Consider the following 16201-nt stretch of genomic DNA (forward strand, 5'->3'; position numbering starts at 1 on the left):
GATGACGTTCCCGCGGATGTCCGCGATCGCGGTCATCCCCGCGCACGAGCGCGATCGGACGTCCGATCGTCTACAGTGGCAGAAAGACGCCGGACGTCCCAGGATGACGGGAGACCCCGGCGCACACGAGAGACGAGGGAAACACCATGGGATATATCCTGTATTTCAGCCGGCCGTTCATGCTGGCGGTCGCGCTGTGGCCGTTCGTGTCGGCCGTGCTCACGGTGCCGGTGCTGGCTCTGCTGTATCACCGCTACAACCGCATCCGTTTTTCGCAGGCGCTCGTCGCGTACGGCACGGTGCTGTACGCGATCGGCCTGCTGTGCTTCACGCTGTACCCGATGCCGGAGGATCCGGTCGCCTACTGCGCCGCGCATCATCTGGCGCCGCAGCTCAACCCGCTGCAGTTCGTCGGCGACATCCGCACCGACGGCCTGGCCGCGATCATGCAGCTCGCCCTGAACGTCGTGTTCTTCCTGCCGCTCGGCTTCATCATGGGTCGCGTGTTCCGCTGGCCTCTCGCCGCGGCGATCCCGGTCGGCTTCGCGACGAGCCTGATGATCGAAACACTGCAATTGACCGGATTCCTCGGCTTCTACCCGTGCTCGTACCGGCTGTTCGACGTGGACGATCTCATCACGAACACGCTGGGCGCCGTGCTCGGCTACGCCGCGGCGAAACTGTTCGACCGGCTCGTGCCGCCGCGCGCGAACGATCTGACGACGGTGACGCAGCCGGGATTCCTACGCCGCTGCATCACGTACGCGATCGATCTGACGGTGGTCACGGCCGTGGCGATGCCGACGACCATGCTCGCCACGGTGCTGTACGACATGTTCGTGGTGCGCGACATCGCGATATGGCAGTCGATTCCGGCCGTCGGCCACGTGTTCGGCAACGACGTCACGTTCTCCGACATCGCGACGCTGGGCGCGCTGCTCGTCTTCGAACTGCTCGTGCCGTGGATGCGCGGCGGACGCACGCTCGGCGGCGGGTTCACGCACATGACCTGCGAGACGCGGCCACGGTCCGGCTGGCGGCGAATGCTGTTCTACGCGGCACGCACCGCGGTGTTCGCGATCGTCGTGTTCGCACGCCTGATCCCGTTGTCCGGCCTGTTCACGTTCGTGCTGCTGATCTTCTACTGGGTCAAGAAGCAGATGCCCTACGACCTGCTGCCGGCGGACGTTCAATCATCGACGTCGAACATGGCAACCATATAGATCGGCAGGTATGTCACCCGTCCTACGATCTCAACGTTCGTTTCCGCCAGCACGTATGCCTCGTCTATGCCGCAGTTCGGCGAATCCAGCGCATGATCGAGCGACGCATGGGTCCGATATGACGATCCGGATTTGATCTCGAACACCAGCACTCGCCCGTCGGCCGTTTCGGTTACGAAATCAAGTTCCCCCATACGTTTGCTGGCGCAGTAGTATGTGGTGAATCCATGCGAGTTGAGTTCCTGCGCCACCGCGTTCTCATACACGCCGCCGACATTCATGTTGGTTTTGCCGTCAAGCAGATCGATGGATGCGCGCTTGATGAACGTACCAGTCAGCAGTCCGACATCGGAATAGAACAGCTTGAACCGACTGTCGTTCTTCGAGATGAGCAACGGATGCCTTGGCTCCGTCGCATTATACGTGGCGATCGCCACGTCCGCATTGATCAGCCATAGGAATTCGTCCGTCACCTGATCGAACCGCTTGACGTTCTCGATCGAGCTGAACTTGAACCGTTTGCTGGTGCCGGTCAGTTCGCTGGGAACAAGGTCGTAGATGTTCTGGATGACCAGCCGGTTCTCCTTAGGCGCATACTTGGCGATGTCCCGTTTGTATACGCGGATGATTTCAGACTGAGACACGCGCACCTGATCGATGGTGCCGTTCTTCAGGAACGCGTTGACCGCATCGGGCATGCCGCCAACCAATAAATAGCGGTGGAACAGCTTCAGCAACCGTTCATGAATGAAATCCGCCACCGGCGTGCGATCGGCGAATGCCTTGCGCGCCATCCGCCATGCTTCTTCCGGCAGACCGTTAGCCCAGCAGAACTCCTCGAAATCCAGCGGGAACATCTCAACCTGTGTGAGATATCCCCCAGGCAACGCGTCCACGCCTTCCAGTTTCACCCCGAGCAGCGAGCCGGACAGAATGAAGTCATACTCGCCCTTGTCGATCAGCAATTTGATGTGCTCCATCACGTTCGGGCATTCCTGAATCTCATCAAGGAATATGGCCGTCTCGTGAGGCACCAGCGGAATGCTGGCGGCCACGGAAATGCGAAGCATCAGATCGTCTGCATCCGTCGCCGCGGCGAACGACGAGCGTGCCGCACTGTCATCGGCAAGATTGATCTCAACTCGGCTGCGGTAATGCGACCGCATGAATTCGCGCACCAGATACGTCTTGCCGATCTGACGAGCGCCCGTGACCAGCAACGCCTGCTTCGACTTGTCCCGTCTCCAGGACTCGAAGCGTTCGTACGCCTTGCGTTTCAATGCCATGTATCAGACGCCTTCCACCCGCGTATCTTATTGGCCTCATACACATACTACGACGGATTGCATTTTTCTACAATTTGACTACACAGTTTTTCGCATTTTTCATAATTTCATATACTCGTTTTTTACACTTTTACCAATTTTCAACAAGCTTATTCCGACACTTTCCAATACTTTCCGCAACATGACGAATTCATGTACGATCGATGCCTCGTCATTCTCGTCATTGGGTTACGGTCGCTTCGGAGACGGAAAAGGCCGTAACTCAATGACGGATTCGTTGTCTTGTTGAGTTACGGCCTGATGTACCGACGAATGATGGCCGATCCGTTGCGTCGTGCGCGGGATCGGCTGTACATACCGGATCGGCTGCGGATCACAGCTGGGATTCGGCGGGCAGGGCCTCGATGGCCTTGCGGGCGGCGACGAGGGCCTCCTCGAGCGGCTCGACCTGCGGATACCAGCGGCGCTCCCATTCCAGGGACAGCGGGCCGGTGTAGCCGCCGTCCTTCAGGAGCTTGCAGCACTCGGCCAGCGGCACGCGGCCGGTGCCCTGCAAGACCGGGGTCTGGTCGCCCGGGAACGCGCAGTCCTTGATCTGCACAAGGCCGCGACCACCGACCAGATACGGCTTCAGGTATTCGAACGTGGTGGCCGGCGCCTCGCCGACGCGCCACGGGTGGGCCAGATCCCAGATGGAACCGGCCTGGTTGCCCGGCGCGATCTTATCGAGGTAATAGTGGATGATCGCGTTGCGCTCGCCGTTGGTGTGGCTGTCGTGCGTTTCGATGAGCGGCTGCACGCCGAGCTTGTCCGCGGTCGGCAGGGCCTTGGCGATGATCTCGGCGCCGCGCTCGGACACGCCGGCGAGGTTCATGCCCTTGGGCAGCACCATGCCGGGCAGACGGTCCGGATCCCAGCTCGGCTCGAGCGGCGCGGTCGGGAAGACGCGGACGAACTTCGCGCCGAGCACGGACGCCATGTGCAGGCAGTGTTCGAGGCTTTCGACCAGTTCGTCCTCGTCGCGGTCGGTGTTGCACACCTGCACGCGCGAGTCGACGCCGAAGATGGTCACGCCGGCCTTCTCGGCAAGTTCGTCGCGCATGGCCTTGAGCTCGTCGTCCGTGGAAGCCATCGTGAACTTCATCTCGTCACCGACGGCGACTTCGATCCGCTTGACGCCGGTCGCCACAAACGTATGAGCGAGTTCGTCCATCGTGTCGTACGGCGCGCCGAGGGTCGACGCGGCCAGTTCCCATGTCATGATTCATGTTCCTTTCAGTGTTGTTCCTGGTAGTCGAAGTATTGGAAGTCGGCGTGCGACCGCTTGGCGTCCATGTCCTGGGCGCACAGGCCGACCATGCCGCCGGTGAACGCGCAGCCCTTGATCGTGCGCTCGACGTAGTCGTCGCTGATGTGGTCGGCCGGCTGGGCGCCGCCGATCGCATGCCATACGGCGTTGTCGGCGTACATGTTCGGTCCCTGCGCGAAGCGGAAGTGCGCCTTATCGCGCCGCACCTCCACGCGGATGCGCACCGGGCCATCCTCAAGCGTGATCGCCTCGGAACCGTATTCGAGATCCTCGTGATCGCAGCGCAGCACCTGGATGATGCGCCTGTCGGTGCCCTCGGTGTCGAAGGAGACATACGCGTAGATCCAGTTCTGCGTGTCGTAATACAGAATCAGCCCGGCCATCTGCTGATAGTTGGTCGGATCGAAATCGAGCACGGTCTCGGCGTCGAAGTCGTACGCCTCCCAACGCCTGGCGAACAGCACCTGATGATGCTGCGATCGCAGCGACTGGTCACCGTACAGGCGCAGCCAGCCGGGGCGTGCGGTAAGCGAATAGTCCTTCTCCGCATCCAGCGCGCCACGCAGGGTCTTCAGGCTCGGCGGAATGGCCGGATCGGTCACGGACGTGAGCGGCGTGCAAGCCTGCGCGACGCGGTCCACCTCGAATTCGACGCGTTCGGAGCGGTCGGTCCGCTGCACGACGCCCTGCGCGATGGCGGGGGCCGGAACCTTGAGGTCGGGGCTGATCGTGTTGTTGATCAGTCGCGGCCAGCCGTCCTCGGTCCAGTAGATCTTCTGGATCGCGGTTTCGCGGCCGAGCGTGCAGTTGCCGCGCTCGGTCAGGGGACGGCCACAGATCTGCGTGACGTACCATTCGTCGCCGATCTCCAGGAAGCAGCAGTGACCGGACTTCTGCAGCGGGTTGTTCGGCTCGTCACGCGTGGTCATCAGCGGCGTGTACGGGCTGTCCTCAAACGGGCCTTCGAGCGAACGGGCGCGGGCCACGGTGGCGGCGTGCATGTAGCCGGTGCCGCCGGCCGCGCACAGCAGGTAGTACCAGCCGTCGCGTTTCAGAATCTGCGGTCCTTCGCATACGCCGAGCTTGGTGCCCTTGTAGAAGTGCTTGCGTTCGCCGATGAGTTTCATGGTCGTCGGATCGAATTCCTGGATGACGGTGCCGGCGAACATCTGATGGCCCGGACGGTAGTCGTAGAGCATGTTGAGGAACCATTTGCGGCCGTCGTCATCGTGGAAGATGGCCGGGTCGAAGCCGGAGGCGGTCAGGAAGTGCGGCTCGCTCCACGGGCCGGTGATGCTCGGCGCGGTGATGACGTAGTTGAGCGTGTCCTTGAACGGCGCGTAGGTTTTCACATCGGTGTAGACGAGCCAGAACTTGCCGTCGGCGTAGCTCAGGTGCGGCGCCCACAGGGAACCGGAGTCATAGTTGCCGTGCAGGTCGACCTGCGATTCGCGGTTGACGGGCGAGGCGATCCATTCCCAGTTGACGAGGTCCTTGGAATGGTAGATGTCGATGCCCGGCCACCATTCGAACGTGCTGGTGGCGATGTAGTAGTCGTCGCCGACGCGTAGCGCGCTCGAGTCGGGGTGAAAGCCAGGAAGGATCGGGTTGGTGATCATCGTGGTCATTGGTTTGCGGCTCCTTTGCGTTATTTCGTGTTCAGCAGTACGGCGACGCCGTCGAAGTCGGCGAGGCCGGAGACGGTGAGCATGCCGTCGTCCAGCGTGACGGTGACGCCGTCGCGGTAGAACGTGCGGGCGATGCGCGCGGCGGCGTCATCATTGCCGTCGATCGGCACGGTGATCGTCGACGGCGCATCGTGGAACGTGTGCAGCACAACGAGCGTGCGGCCGTCGGCCGCAGTGCCGGTTTCGCCGTCGCGCACGATGGCCTGCCAGCCGCTCGGATGGGCGTAGCTGCCGATCCGCGGCCCGTACCAGTGGGATTCGCCGCGGTCGATGACGGGCGCGGCCGCGTGGTAGAACGCGATGCCGTCGCGGATGATCTCGTTCTTGCGACCGGCGAACGCGGTCGCGTCGCCGCTGAAGCACAGGCGGCCGAGCAGTCCGGAGCAGATCTGGTAGTACAGCTTGTCGTCCGGCTCCTCGTCGCGTACGACGGCCCAGATCTGCGACTGGCGCGGCAGGATCATGCGGTGCATGTTCGCGGCGACGACCGGGATGTAGTCGCATTCGTGCGCGTCGGAGAAGCTGGCCATCGCGCCGATGGTCATGAAGCTCTGGACCAGCCGGTGGCCGCCGGACGCGCAGAGCTCGATCATGAGATCGGGCAGTTCGGCGCGAATGCGGCGGAAGAACGCCTGCGACGCCTGGATCTGGTCGTACAGGCCCTCCCCCAGCGACGCGTGCGGGTCGCCCGGCGTCTCGCAGCCGATGCCGATCGTGTCGTTGTAGTCGACCTTCATGTAGTCGAAGCCGTTGTCCTTGAGGAAGTCGATGACCCTGTGCGCCAGATACTCCTGTACCTCGGGGTTGCGCATGTCCCACCAGCGGCGGTTGCCCGAGGTGATCGGCAGGCCGTCGCGCTTCAGAAGCCATTCGGACTTGTCGAAGCAGTCCGGCTCCTCACGTCCGGCGATCTCGAACTCGAACCAGATGCCGGCCTTCAATCCGGCCTCGTGAATGCGGTCGACCACCGGTTTCATGCCGTGCGGGAACGCGGTTTCGCTGACCTCCCATTTGCCGAACTTGCTGGCCGACTCGAACGCCTGGTCGTCGAACCATCCGGCGTCGATCACGAAGTATTCCACGCCGAGCGCCTTGACCGCGTCGAGCTGTTCGATGACGCTTTTCTCGCTCGGGCATCCCCACGTCGAGCAGAATTCGTTGAAGATCACCGGCAGCCTGTCCTCGCATGCGGGCACGTCGAGGTCCTTGCGCACGTTGCCGGCCACGGCCTGCGCGGCCTCGTCCACGCCGCCGACGACGGCCGTCACGACCGCGTACGGCGCGTCAAAGCGCTCGCCGGGCCGTACCGCGTGCGTCCACTGGCCGAATTCGCGGTCGGCGATGCCGCCTGACAGGCTCAGCCCGTCGTCGCGGCGGTACGCTTCGATCTGCCAGCTGGACGCGTGCGTGGTCGCCGCCGCCCAAGTCACGCCGGCGCGTCGGTCGGTCACGCCGACGAACGGCGCCCATTCGCGCACGGGAAAGCTGCCGATCGAGCCGAAGCGCACGGAGTTCGCGCTGTACTTCTGCCAGCTCGGTTCGAGTTCGAGGTCCTCGACCGGCTGGGAGAGCACGCGGCCTTCGGCGCTCCACGTGCTGCGCAGCCGGTGCAGGGTCAGGTTTTCGGGGTCAAGTCCGGTGGCGTACGGCGAGATGGAGCCGAGCGTGAAGCTGGAAAGCATTTCGAATGTGACCGGCTCGGCAGCGTCGTTGACGACGGCCGTGCGGATTTCGGCGGCGCGGCTTGCCGGGGTCATGGTGAGCGTGTGCTCGTAGTGCCAGCCGCGGTCGTCGACAATGGTTGTCATGACGGTGACGTCGCCGGCCGTCTCGTCACGCCGCACGACGGGCTCGCCGTAGGTCATGTGTTTGGTGACGGTGGTCGCGTTGCGCATGGTGCGGCCTTGGCTGAAGCCGAACGGATAGTCGTCGCCGATGATCTTGGCTTGGACGAGCGGTTCGGCGGCGCAGTCGTCGCGCACGATGTCTGCGACCTTGTCGGCCGGAGACAGCACGAGTTCGACGACGCCGGTCTCGTCGCGGCGGTATACGGCGGCGAGGTCACCGCAGGCGACGGTTGCCAATGTGGTTCGCATGATTCGAGGTCCTTGATGAACGGTTATCGATGAACGTTATCCCAAATGGATGGTTATCTCGCGATGTTCAGCAGACGGGTGACCTGTTCGGCGGTGCGGGTGACGTTCGCGGCGGCGGCGCGCAGCAGTTCGTCGAGGCCGGCCGCGCCGGGCGCGATGCCGAAGACCGCGTCGATGCCGATCTCGTGGAGTTCCCCGATGCCGTCGCCGATATGTCCGGCGATGGCGATGACCGGCTTGCCGTGCCGTTTGGCGACGGCGGCCACGCCGGCCGGGGTCTTGCCGAATTTGGTCTGGAAGTCGATCGATCCTTCGCCGGTGAACACGACGTCGGCCCATTGCGCGGCCTCGTCCAGTCCCGTACGGTCGATCACCAGGTCGATGCCCGGCTTGAATTCGGCATGCAGGAAGGCGAGCAGGGCCGCGCCGATGCCGCCGGCCGCTCCTCCGCCCGGCAATGCGGCGACGTCCATGTTCAGCTGGCGGCCCGCGATCTCGGCGAAGCGGGTCAGCGCGCGGTCGAGCAACGCGACGTCGCTTGCGGAGGCGCCTTTCTGCGGGCCGAACACGGCGCTGGCGCCGTTCGGACCGGTCAGCGGGTTGGTCACGTCGCACGCGGCGATGATCTCCACGCCGTTCAGCCGTTCGTCCAGTCCGCTCGTGTCGATCGTCTCCAGTTCGGCGAGCGCGGCGCCGCCGGGCGCGAGGTCATGGCCGTCCGCGTCGAGCAGTCGCGCGCCGAGCGCTTTGAGGATGCCGGCTCCGGCGTCGTTGGTGGCGCTGCCGCCGAGTCCGACGATGACGGTCGTCGCGCCGGAGTCAAGCGCGGCCCGGATGAGTTCGCCGGTGCCGTATGAGGTGGCGATCTTCGGGTTGCGTTCGTCGGGGGCCAGCAATGCCAGGCCGCTGGCCTCGGCGGTTTCCACGACCGCGGTCGTACCGTCGCCGAGCATCGCGTATCGGGCGGCGATCGGGCGGCCGAGCGGATCGTGCGCGATGGTGCGACGCATCGTGCCACCGGTCGCGTCGGCCAATGCCTGTGCCGTGCCTTCGCCGCCGTCCGCCATCGGGACCATGCGGATCTCGGCGTCCGGGTCGGCCTGTCGTATTCCCTGTGCCATCGCCTGTGCGGCCTCGTTGGCGGTCAGGCTCTCCTTGAAGGAGTCGGGAGCGCATACATATCGCGTCATGGCTACCAGCCTACCGCACGACACGCCGAATCGGAAAGCGCTTACCATTGTTTTACCCGACCGAGATATCGGAGACCGTACAGAAACTTACGTTATACTGGTAAACGCTTAAAACTGTTTTCCAAAGAAGTGCAACGAAGGACAGTGACATCGTGGCAGAGCAGAACGACAAGGCGGCCTCCCCCGCAACGCTGATGGATGTGGCCGCCAAGGCCGGGGTTTCCATCGCCACCGCATCCCGCGTGCTCAACGGCAGCACGCGCAAGGTGCGCAACGACTCGTACGTGAAGGTCATGGAGGCCGCGAAGAAGCTCAATTACCGCCCGAACGCGTACGCGCAGGCCGTGGCGAAGGGCACCGCGCCGAACATCGTGCTGCTCGTCTCCGACATCTCCGACCCGTATTTCGCATCCGTGTCGCAGGGCGTGGTGAAGGCGGCCGGCGAGCAGGGCATCTCCGTCACGATCGGCGTGGCCGCAGGTCCCAAGGAGGAGCTGGAGGCCGTGCGCAAGGCGACGGCGACACGTCCGCGCGGCATCATCATTTCGGAAAGCGAATATGTCGACGCGCCGGAACGGGCCGCGCTCGAGGCGGAGCTCAGGCAGTACGAGGCCGCCGGAGGTCGCGCCGTGTTCATCCTGAACCGCAACCTGCCGTTCCCCGCCGTGGACGTGGCCAACGAGGTCGGCGCGCGGGCGATCGCGAAACTCGTGGTCGACTCCGGATACACGCGTCCCGCGATCCTCAAGGGAGACGACAACCACCGTTCGTCGCGTGAACGGCTCGCCGGCGTGATGGACGTGCTCGGCAAGGCCGGCATTGCGGTCGACCCGGCGGCGATCGCCAATGGACGATTCAGCCGCACCGAGGGCTACGCGGCCGTGATGCAGATGGCACGTACCGGACTGCTGACCGCCGGCGACCACGCGGCATACGACGGCGCCGGCGTGGACGTCATCATCGCCCTGAACGACGTGATGGGCATCGGCGCGATGACCGCGCTGCGCGCCAACGGCATCGAACCCGGCAAGGACGTGGGCGTGACCGGCTTCGGCGACATCCCCTACTCCGCGGACGTGCACCCGTCCCTGACCACCGTGCACCTGCCGCTGGCCGAAATGGGACAGGCCGCGGTCGACTGCGTCATGGCCGACCGGGACGAATCCGAATCCGCGACGCCGGCGAATCGCCTGATCTTCGTGCAGAGCGCGCCTGACATCGTGCTGCGCGAATCCCTGCCGCGGCGTTAGGCGAGGACATCCGAGATTTCCGATCTCGCGGCCGCAACTGAGTCCATATCACGACTTCGTCTCCCGCTTACGGTTGTCCCGACAACGGAAAACGGCCGTAACCGAATCGCGGATCATCATCCGCACTCGGTTACGGCCGTTTCCGGTCTGTCACGCAAACGACGACGGCCGACCGTTCGGCCCGACCGGACTCACTCACCGAATTCGAGCGGCTCGCCCTTGATCATATGGGTCAGCTCGTTGACCACGTTCTCTCCCATGCCCTGCAGCTCGGTGCCTTCGGAACCGGCGATGTGCGGGGTGAGAATCACGTTCGGCATGTCCCACAGCGGGGAATCGGCGGACAGCGGCTCGTCCGGGTCGGTCACGTCGAGGATCGCGTTGATGCGGCCGGTCTTCAGCTCGGCGATCATCGCGTCCGCATCCACCACGGCGCCGCGGGCGGAGTTGATGAACCACGCGCCGTCCTTCATCATCTTGAAGTACTTCGCGCCGATCATGCCCTGCGTCGCCGGCAGGCTCGGCGTATGCAGGGAGACGATGTCGGACTCGCGGAACACGGTTTCAAGATCGGCCTTCTTGGCGCCCAGGGAAACGGCCTCCTCCTCGCTCATCGAACGGGATTCGGCGAGCACGTTCAGACGGTAGCCCTTGAGCAGACCGAGCAGGTGGCGCGCGATGCGGGAGCCGGCGGTCACCAGGCCCACGGTCTTCTCGTAGTTGCCGGCGGTCGGGAACTCGACCTCGCGGTTGATGTACTCGCGACGCTCGCGGTAGATGCGCTCGGCACGGAAGAAGTCCTTGTTGGCCATGAGGATCATCGCCATGCAGTATTCGGCGACCGGGATGCCGTTGACGTAGCCGGAGTTGGACATCTGGATGCCGCGCTGCTTGACGGCCTCGAGCGCCTCCGGGGTGAGCAGTCGCCACGCGTTGCCGGCCGCGGCCGCGATGCCCTTGAGGTTCGGCATCTTGGCCAGCGTCTCGGCGTCGATGCGCGCGTCCGGGCCCCAGCCGGAGAAGATGTAGTCGGCGGCGGCGAGACGGTCGTCGAGGCCTTCGACGTGGAAATCGGTGATGACGTTGCGGTCGACGTTGGCTACGGCGTTCAGACGGTCCCACTGCGTGTCGTTCATGAGCTTGTTCACCAGCTCCGGCGGCTGCATGGTGAGAATGACGTTCGGCTTGGACTCACTCATACGTGATACTCCTTCATTGGAAAGCGTTTTCCGTTCTTGATTGACTATATTATCACATAGTCTGCAACACACCATATAAAGCATGATGTTTCACAAAAAGTAAGCCCTTACCGAAAGAGTCAATCAGACATGGACGGCGGCGAGACATCCGACGAGCGTTCCGCCGCCCCGACGCCGGTCCGTCACGCGCATGTCACGCGGCGCAGGCCGGCGCGTATGGCCTGCGGATCCGGCTTGATGGCGCCAAGCGCCAGGTGAAGCGTCAGGCCTTCGATCATCGCGTCGACCAGCATGGCCGTGGGCGGGTCGAAGAACCGTTCGATCTGTCTGCGGCTGGCGGCGGTCCATCTTTCGGAGATGTCTCGGTACGCGGGGTCGCGCGCGGCGAGCGTGTAGAACTCGAGGTTGATGTTCAGCTCCCGCTGCGTTCCCAGCAGGTCGCGTCCCAGGATATGGTCCGCGATCGCATCGCAGGCCTCCTGCGGCGTCGCGGCGCCGGCCATGCGCGCGGCGAACCGGTCGATGCACTGTTGCGCGTACTGGTCGAAGGCCTGGTGCAGCAGGTCGGCCATGCCGTCGAAATGGTAGGTCATCGAACCGAGCGGCACGTCCGCGGCGGCGGCGATCACGCGGTGGGAGGCGCCGGCCACGCCGCGTTCGGCGATCACGTCGAGGCATGCGTCGATGATGCGCTGTCGGCGTTCCGGGTCGAACCGGCGGGTTCTGGCGGCGTGGTCATCGGTCATGGCTCCGACCCTACACGACGATACGTACACTCGTACACGAATTCGGGGCGGGAACCATCGCCGCATAACGCGCGCATTCTCCGGTCCGACCCAAAAGAAGCCGACACCCGCCCTCGTGACCAAGAAAGAGGGGGTGGATTCAAAGGAGGGGGCGCGATGTTTTCTTTCCGCCAGCAGAGACCGTAGATGCCCAGCATTGAAATGATCGGCATGGCGCATGAGCGGGCGACATAATATAACGTACATGCCCCCTAAAAGTCGGGGTCATAAAGCCCTTGGGTCGACGTGGACGCATGCGCGGCGTCGACCCTTTGCACGAATCGCATGAGAAAGGCGAACATGGGTATGGATAACGGGAAGAAGAAGGCTCTGATCGCGGCCGGTCTTACGGTCGCGACGCTCGCGGCCCCGCAGGTCGCCATGGCCGACGAGACCGCGCAGACCGCGGATGAGCAGGCGGCGATGTCGCTGGAGAACGCGCGCAAAAACCTCGAACAGGCGCAGGCGCATGTGAGCACCGTGACGACCGGCGTCCCGGAGGCGCAGGCGAAGGCCGACGCGGCGCAGAAGGCTCTCGAGGACGCGCAGGCGAAGCTCGATGAGGCGCAGGATGCCCGTCAGCAGGCCGCCAAGGATCAGTCGGCCGCGCAGACCGCCGTCGACGAGGCTACGGCCGCCCGACAGCAGGCCGCGCAGGATGCGGCCGACGCGCCGGCCAAGCTCGCGGAGGCGCAGCAGGCCGCCAAGGACGCGCAGACGAAGATCGAGGCCGCGGAGCAGGCCGCCAAGGACGCGCAGGACTCCAAGACGGCCGCGGAAAGCGCGAAGGCCGGCGCGGAGGCGGACAAGGCCACGGCTGAGAAGGACAAGGCCGAGGCGGACAGGACGGTCGCGGACGCGCAGGCGCGCGTCGACAAGGCGGGCGCGGATGCCACGGCCGCGCAATCCGATCTGGACAAGGCGAACGCGGACAAGACCAAGGCGGAGAAGGATCTCGCCGACGCGGGCAAGGCGGCCGACAAGGCGAAGACGGACAAGGCGAACGCCGAAGCGGCGAAGACGGCCGCGACCGCGGACAAGGCCAAGGCGGAAGCGGACAAGGCGAACGCGGAGGCGGAGCGCGGCAAGGCGCAGACCGCGGCCGACGCCGCGGCCAGGGCAGAACAGTCCGCGAAGGACGCCAAGGACGCGGCCGACAGGTTCGTCAAGGATCTTGAGAACGACTCCCTTGATCTCGTCAAGCTCCAGGAGGCCTTGGACGCGGCCAAGCAGGCCCGGTCGGACGCGCAGACCGCGGCCGACAAGGCGCAGGCGGCCAAGGATGAGGCCGACAGGGCCGTAGAGGAGAAGAGCGCGGACGCGACCGCCAAGCAGGCGAAGGCCGACGAGCTTCAGGCGAAGGCCGACGAAGCGCGGAAGACCGCCGACCAGGCATCCTCGAAGATCACGGAGGGAGCCAAGGGCTTCTACGAGGAGCAGGGCTGGACGCAGGCCCTCGAATCATTCTCCAAGATGGAGGAATCCGGACTCGAATTCTACGCGAAGGGCACCGGAAACGCGGACAGCGCCCGCGCATTGAAGAACATGAAGGCCGCGATCCAGGTCATGAAGGACACGAACGAGATCCGCAAAAGCCTCGGCCTGAGCGAGCTGAAGGTCGGCGCGAACACGCTCGCATGGTCGCAGATCGCCGCGGACTACCAGACGTTCGGGGAAGGCGGCCACAACTACTACTCCTACAGCCAGAACCTCGCCTGGGGTTACGATAATCCGCTGCGAGGCTGGTACGACGAGGAGAAGCAGATCTGGGATGAGGAGGTCGCCAAGAACCCAGATCTGGAGAAGTACAAGGACGATCCGTACAAGCTGTCCCAGATCGATCCCGACATCTATTCGAAGGTCGGCCATTATCTGAACGTGATCGACAAGAACGCGACGCTGATCGGCGTCGGCACGAACGCCAGGCAGGGCATTCACGCGCAGAACTTCGGCAGCAAATACTCGACCGACGACGTGACCCTCACGGTCGACGAGTATGAGAAGCTGCTCGACGCGTACATCTCCAAGCTGGAGAACGCCGGCCAGAACGCGAAGGACGCGCAGGCCAAGGCCGATACGGCGAAGCAGTCCGCCAAGGACGCGCAGACCGCGCTCCAGACGGCCAAGGACGCGGCCGGCAAGGCCGCGGACACGCTCCAGGCGGCGCAGGACACGCTCGCCGAACGGGAAGCGAAGGTCAAGGCCGCGCAGGACGCGTACGACAAGGCTTTGGCCGCGCAGGCCGACAAGGCCGAGGCGTTGCGCAAGGCCCGTGAGGATCAGGCGGCGAAGAGCAAGGCGTACGAGACCGCGAAGGCCGCGAACACGGCCGCGCAGGAGAGGCTGACGGAGGCGAACACGGCCGTCGACAAGGCGCAGGCCAAGGTGGACACAGCCTCCAAGGCCGTCGAGGCCGCGCAGACCCTGATCGACAAGGCCGACAAGGACGCGCAGGACGCGCAGGCCTCCCGGACGGCCGCGCAGACGCGCATCGAAGCGGCCGAACAGGCCGCCAAGGACGCGCAGGATCGTCTCACGGCCGCTCAGAACGCCAAATCGCAGGCCGAAACGGATCTCAAGGCCGCGCAGACGCAGGCGGGCAAGGCGCAGAACGTACTCGACGCGCTGAACGCGAAGATCAAGGAGCTTGACGCGACGATCACGGCCTCGCAGAACGCTTACGATCAGGCGGTCAGGGATCGTGCGACGGGCGAGGCGAGCCTGAAGGCCGCGAACGCGCTCATCGACCGGTACGAGAACGCGCAGGCCACGCTCGACAAGGCGAACCAGGCTCTCAAGGACGCTCAGGATCGTCTCGCCAAGGCGACCGCCGCGAAGACGGAGGCGGACAAGGCGTATGCGACCGCGAAAACCGCCTACGATACGGCCAGGACGGATCGTGACGCGAGCGTGAAGGAACTCGAAGCCGCCAGGAAGGCCGAGAAGGATGCGGCCGCGAAGGCCGATCAGGCCGAAAAGGACAAGACCAAGACCGAACAGGAGAAGGCCGAGGCGGAGCGGACGGTGAAGACCGGCACCGGCACGAAGACCCTGTCGTCGACGGGCGCGGATGCGAGCGTCATGCTCGGCCTGACCGCGATCCTCACCGTCGCGGGCGCCGGCTGCGTGCTCCTGCGCGTTCGCACCGCACGCCACGCGGACGGCTGGTCGAACGTGACCGTGGGCGAATGATCCTCATCCGATTCTGGATATGAGTCAGGGGGTGTATCCTTTGGATACACCCCCTGATCTGTTCGCACACCGAGTTTGTGTTTCACCCTGTCACACGTCATACATCTCATCGGATTTCTGATCAGAGCATGTACGGAGGGAAACTGTACTGAGTACCGCGACCGAGAAGCCATGGCGCTCACCGCGGAATCGCTGAATAACACATGCGGAGACCGCCGTCCGAAACCGAAGGCGTGCTGTGCATTCCCGCGGAATCAGCGAGTAACGCGTGTGTCCTCTAGGCGCACCGAGGGAAGACGTACGAAGGGTACGTTGACCGAGGAGCAACGACGAGGACGCTCCGTTATTCGCTGATTCCGTATTCTTTGGCGAGCAGCTGCCACAACTCCTCCGCCGCCCTGTCGACGTTGTCGTTGACGATGGTGACGTCGAATTCGCCTTCGGCGGCGAGTTCGGTGTGGGCGGTTTCGAGACGGCGGTTGCGTTCCTCTTCGGTTTCGGTGCCGCGGCCGGTGAGACGGCGAACGAGTTCGTCGAAGCTGGGCGGGGCGATGAAGACGGAGAGGACTTCCATGCCGAGTTCCTTGGCGCGTTCCTTGACGCGGCGGGCGCCTTGGAGGTCGATTTCAAGGATGGTGGGGGTGCCGGCGGCGAGGTGCTCCTCGACGGGCTTGAGGGGCGTGCCGTAATGTGCGAGGCCGTGGACGACGGCGGTTTCGAGGAATTCCCCGGCTGCTTCCTTGGAGAGGAATTCGTCATCGTTCATGAACCAGTAGTTGAGACCGTTGACTTCGCCGGGACGGGGCTTGCGGGTGGTGGCGGAGACGGATACCCAGACTTCGGGGTGCTTTTTGCGCAACGCGTTTTCGACGGTGCCCTTGCCGACGCCTGCGGGGCCGGTGAGTACGAGCAGTCGTCCTCCGCGCAGGGCCTGTTCGTCGCTGTTCATATGGTCGTCCTTGGTGTCGGTGTGGCCGGTGGCC

At 64.4% G+C, this 16201-nt stretch carries 11 protein-coding genes; 3 read left to right on the forward strand and 8 right to left on the reverse strand.

The features are described 5' to 3' along the window. Positions 1–146: 146 nt before the first annotated feature. Entirely contained in the window at positions 147–1223 is a 1077-nt protein-coding gene (locus tag GFD25_RS00600; protein WP_163228907.1) for a VanZ family protein, read from the forward strand. Here the strand turns inward: GFD25_RS00600 and GFD25_RS00605 are convergent. The 5 genes from GFD25_RS00605 to GFD25_RS00625 form a co-directional block, all read right to left on the reverse strand. Next, entirely contained in the window at positions 1190–2443 is a 1254-nt protein-coding gene (locus GFD25_RS00605; RefSeq protein WP_163228909.1) for an ATP-binding protein, read from the reverse strand. The genes GFD25_RS00600 and GFD25_RS00605 overlap by 34 nt on opposite strands. A gap of 439 nt (positions 2444–2882) precedes the next feature. After that, complete coding sequence (locus GFD25_RS00610) at positions 2883–3770, reverse strand: sugar phosphate isomerase/epimerase family protein (protein WP_163228911.1); 888 nt, start codon at positions 3768–3770, stop codon at positions 2883–2885. A gap of 14 nt (positions 3771–3784) precedes the next feature. After that, positions 3785–5446, reverse strand: coding sequence for a glycoside hydrolase family 43 protein (locus tag GFD25_RS00615; protein ID WP_204314717.1), 1662 nt, complete (start codon positions 5444–5446; stop codon positions 3785–3787). Between the two features lie 20 nt (positions 5447–5466). Further along, positions 5467–7602: a glycoside hydrolase family 36 protein gene (locus tag GFD25_RS00620; protein ID WP_163228913.1), complete on the reverse strand. Its 2136-nt coding sequence runs from the start codon at positions 7600–7602 to the stop codon at positions 5467–5469. Between the two features lie 53 nt (positions 7603–7655). Further along, the gene (locus GFD25_RS00625) at positions 7656–8792 is read right to left on the reverse strand and encodes a glycerate kinase family protein (RefSeq protein ID WP_163228915.1); all 1137 of its coding nucleotides are present in this window, start codon (positions 8790–8792) and stop codon (positions 7656–7658) included. 152 nt (positions 8793–8944) lie between these two features. Between GFD25_RS00625 and GFD25_RS00630 the strand changes: the two genes are divergently transcribed. Next, on the forward strand, positions 8945–10042 hold the full coding sequence (locus GFD25_RS00630) for a LacI family DNA-binding transcriptional regulator (RefSeq protein ID WP_338024592.1): 1098 nt from the start codon (positions 8945–8947) through the stop codon (positions 10040–10042). Positions 10043–10233: 191 nt separating this feature from the next. On the opposite strand, the gene GFD25_RS00635 is transcribed toward GFD25_RS00630, so the two are convergent. After that, on the reverse strand, positions 10234–11241 hold the full coding sequence (locus tag GFD25_RS00635) for a hydroxyacid dehydrogenase (RefSeq protein ID WP_163228917.1): 1008 nt from the start codon (positions 11239–11241) through the stop codon (positions 10234–10236). A gap of 182 nt (positions 11242–11423) precedes the next feature. After that, entirely contained in the window at positions 11424–11987 is a 564-nt protein-coding gene (locus GFD25_RS00640) for a TetR/AcrR family transcriptional regulator (RefSeq protein ID WP_163228918.1), read from the reverse strand. A 345-nt stretch (positions 11988–12332) separates the two neighbouring features. Here GFD25_RS00640 and GFD25_RS00645 point away from each other — a divergent pair, with 345 nt between their 5' ends. Continuing rightward, complete coding sequence (locus GFD25_RS00645; protein ID WP_163228920.1) at positions 12333–15218, forward strand: CAP domain-containing protein; 2886 nt, start codon at positions 12333–12335, stop codon at positions 15216–15218. A 343-nt stretch (positions 15219–15561) separates the two neighbouring features. Here the strand turns inward: GFD25_RS00645 and gmk are convergent, their stop codons facing one another. Further along, positions 15562–16167: a guanylate kinase gene (gene gmk / locus GFD25_RS12080; protein ID WP_239512327.1), complete on the reverse strand. Its 606-nt coding sequence runs from the start codon at positions 16165–16167 to the stop codon at positions 15562–15564. Positions 16168–16201: the final 34 nt, after the last annotated feature.

It is taken from the genome of Bifidobacterium aerophilum, from assembly GCF_010667685.1.
GTDB lineage: Bacteria > Actinomycetota > Actinomycetes > Actinomycetales > Bifidobacteriaceae > Bifidobacterium > Bifidobacterium aerophilum.

What these genes read in the sequence shown, in the direction of transcription:
- GFD25_RS00600 (WP_163228907.1), top strand. Translation starts at nt 147, where the DNA reads ATGGGATATATCCTGTATTTCAGCCGGCCGTTCATGCTGGCGGTCGCG.
- GFD25_RS00610 (WP_163228911.1), bottom strand. Translation starts at nt 3,770, where the DNA reads ATGACATGGGAACTGGCCGCGTCGACCCTCGGCGCGCCGTACGACACG.
- GFD25_RS00615 (WP_204314717.1), bottom strand. Translation starts at nt 5,446, where the DNA reads ATGACCACGATGATCACCAACCCGATCCTTCCTGGCTTTCACCCCGAC.
- GFD25_RS00620 (WP_163228913.1), bottom strand. Translation starts at nt 7,602, where the DNA reads ATGCGAACCACATTGGCAACCGTCGCCTGCGGTGACCTCGCCGCCGTA.
- GFD25_RS00625 (WP_163228915.1), bottom strand. Translation starts at nt 8,792, where the DNA reads ATGACGCGATATGTATGCGCTCCCGACTCCTTCAAGGAGAGCCTGACC.
- GFD25_RS00635 (WP_163228917.1), bottom strand. Translation starts at nt 11,241, where the DNA reads ATGAGTGAGTCCAAGCCGAACGTCATTCTCACCATGCAGCCGCCGGAG.
- GFD25_RS00640 (WP_163228918.1), bottom strand. Translation starts at nt 11,987, where the DNA reads ATGACCGATGACCACGCCGCCAGAACCCGCCGGTTCGACCCGGAACGC.
- GFD25_RS00645 (WP_163228920.1), top strand. Translation starts at nt 12,333, where the DNA reads ATGGATAACGGGAAGAAGAAGGCTCTGATCGCGGCCGGTCTTACGGTC.
- gmk (WP_239512327.1), bottom strand. Translation starts at nt 16,167, where the DNA reads ATGAACAGCGACGAACAGGCCCTGCGCGGAGGACGACTGCTCGTACTC.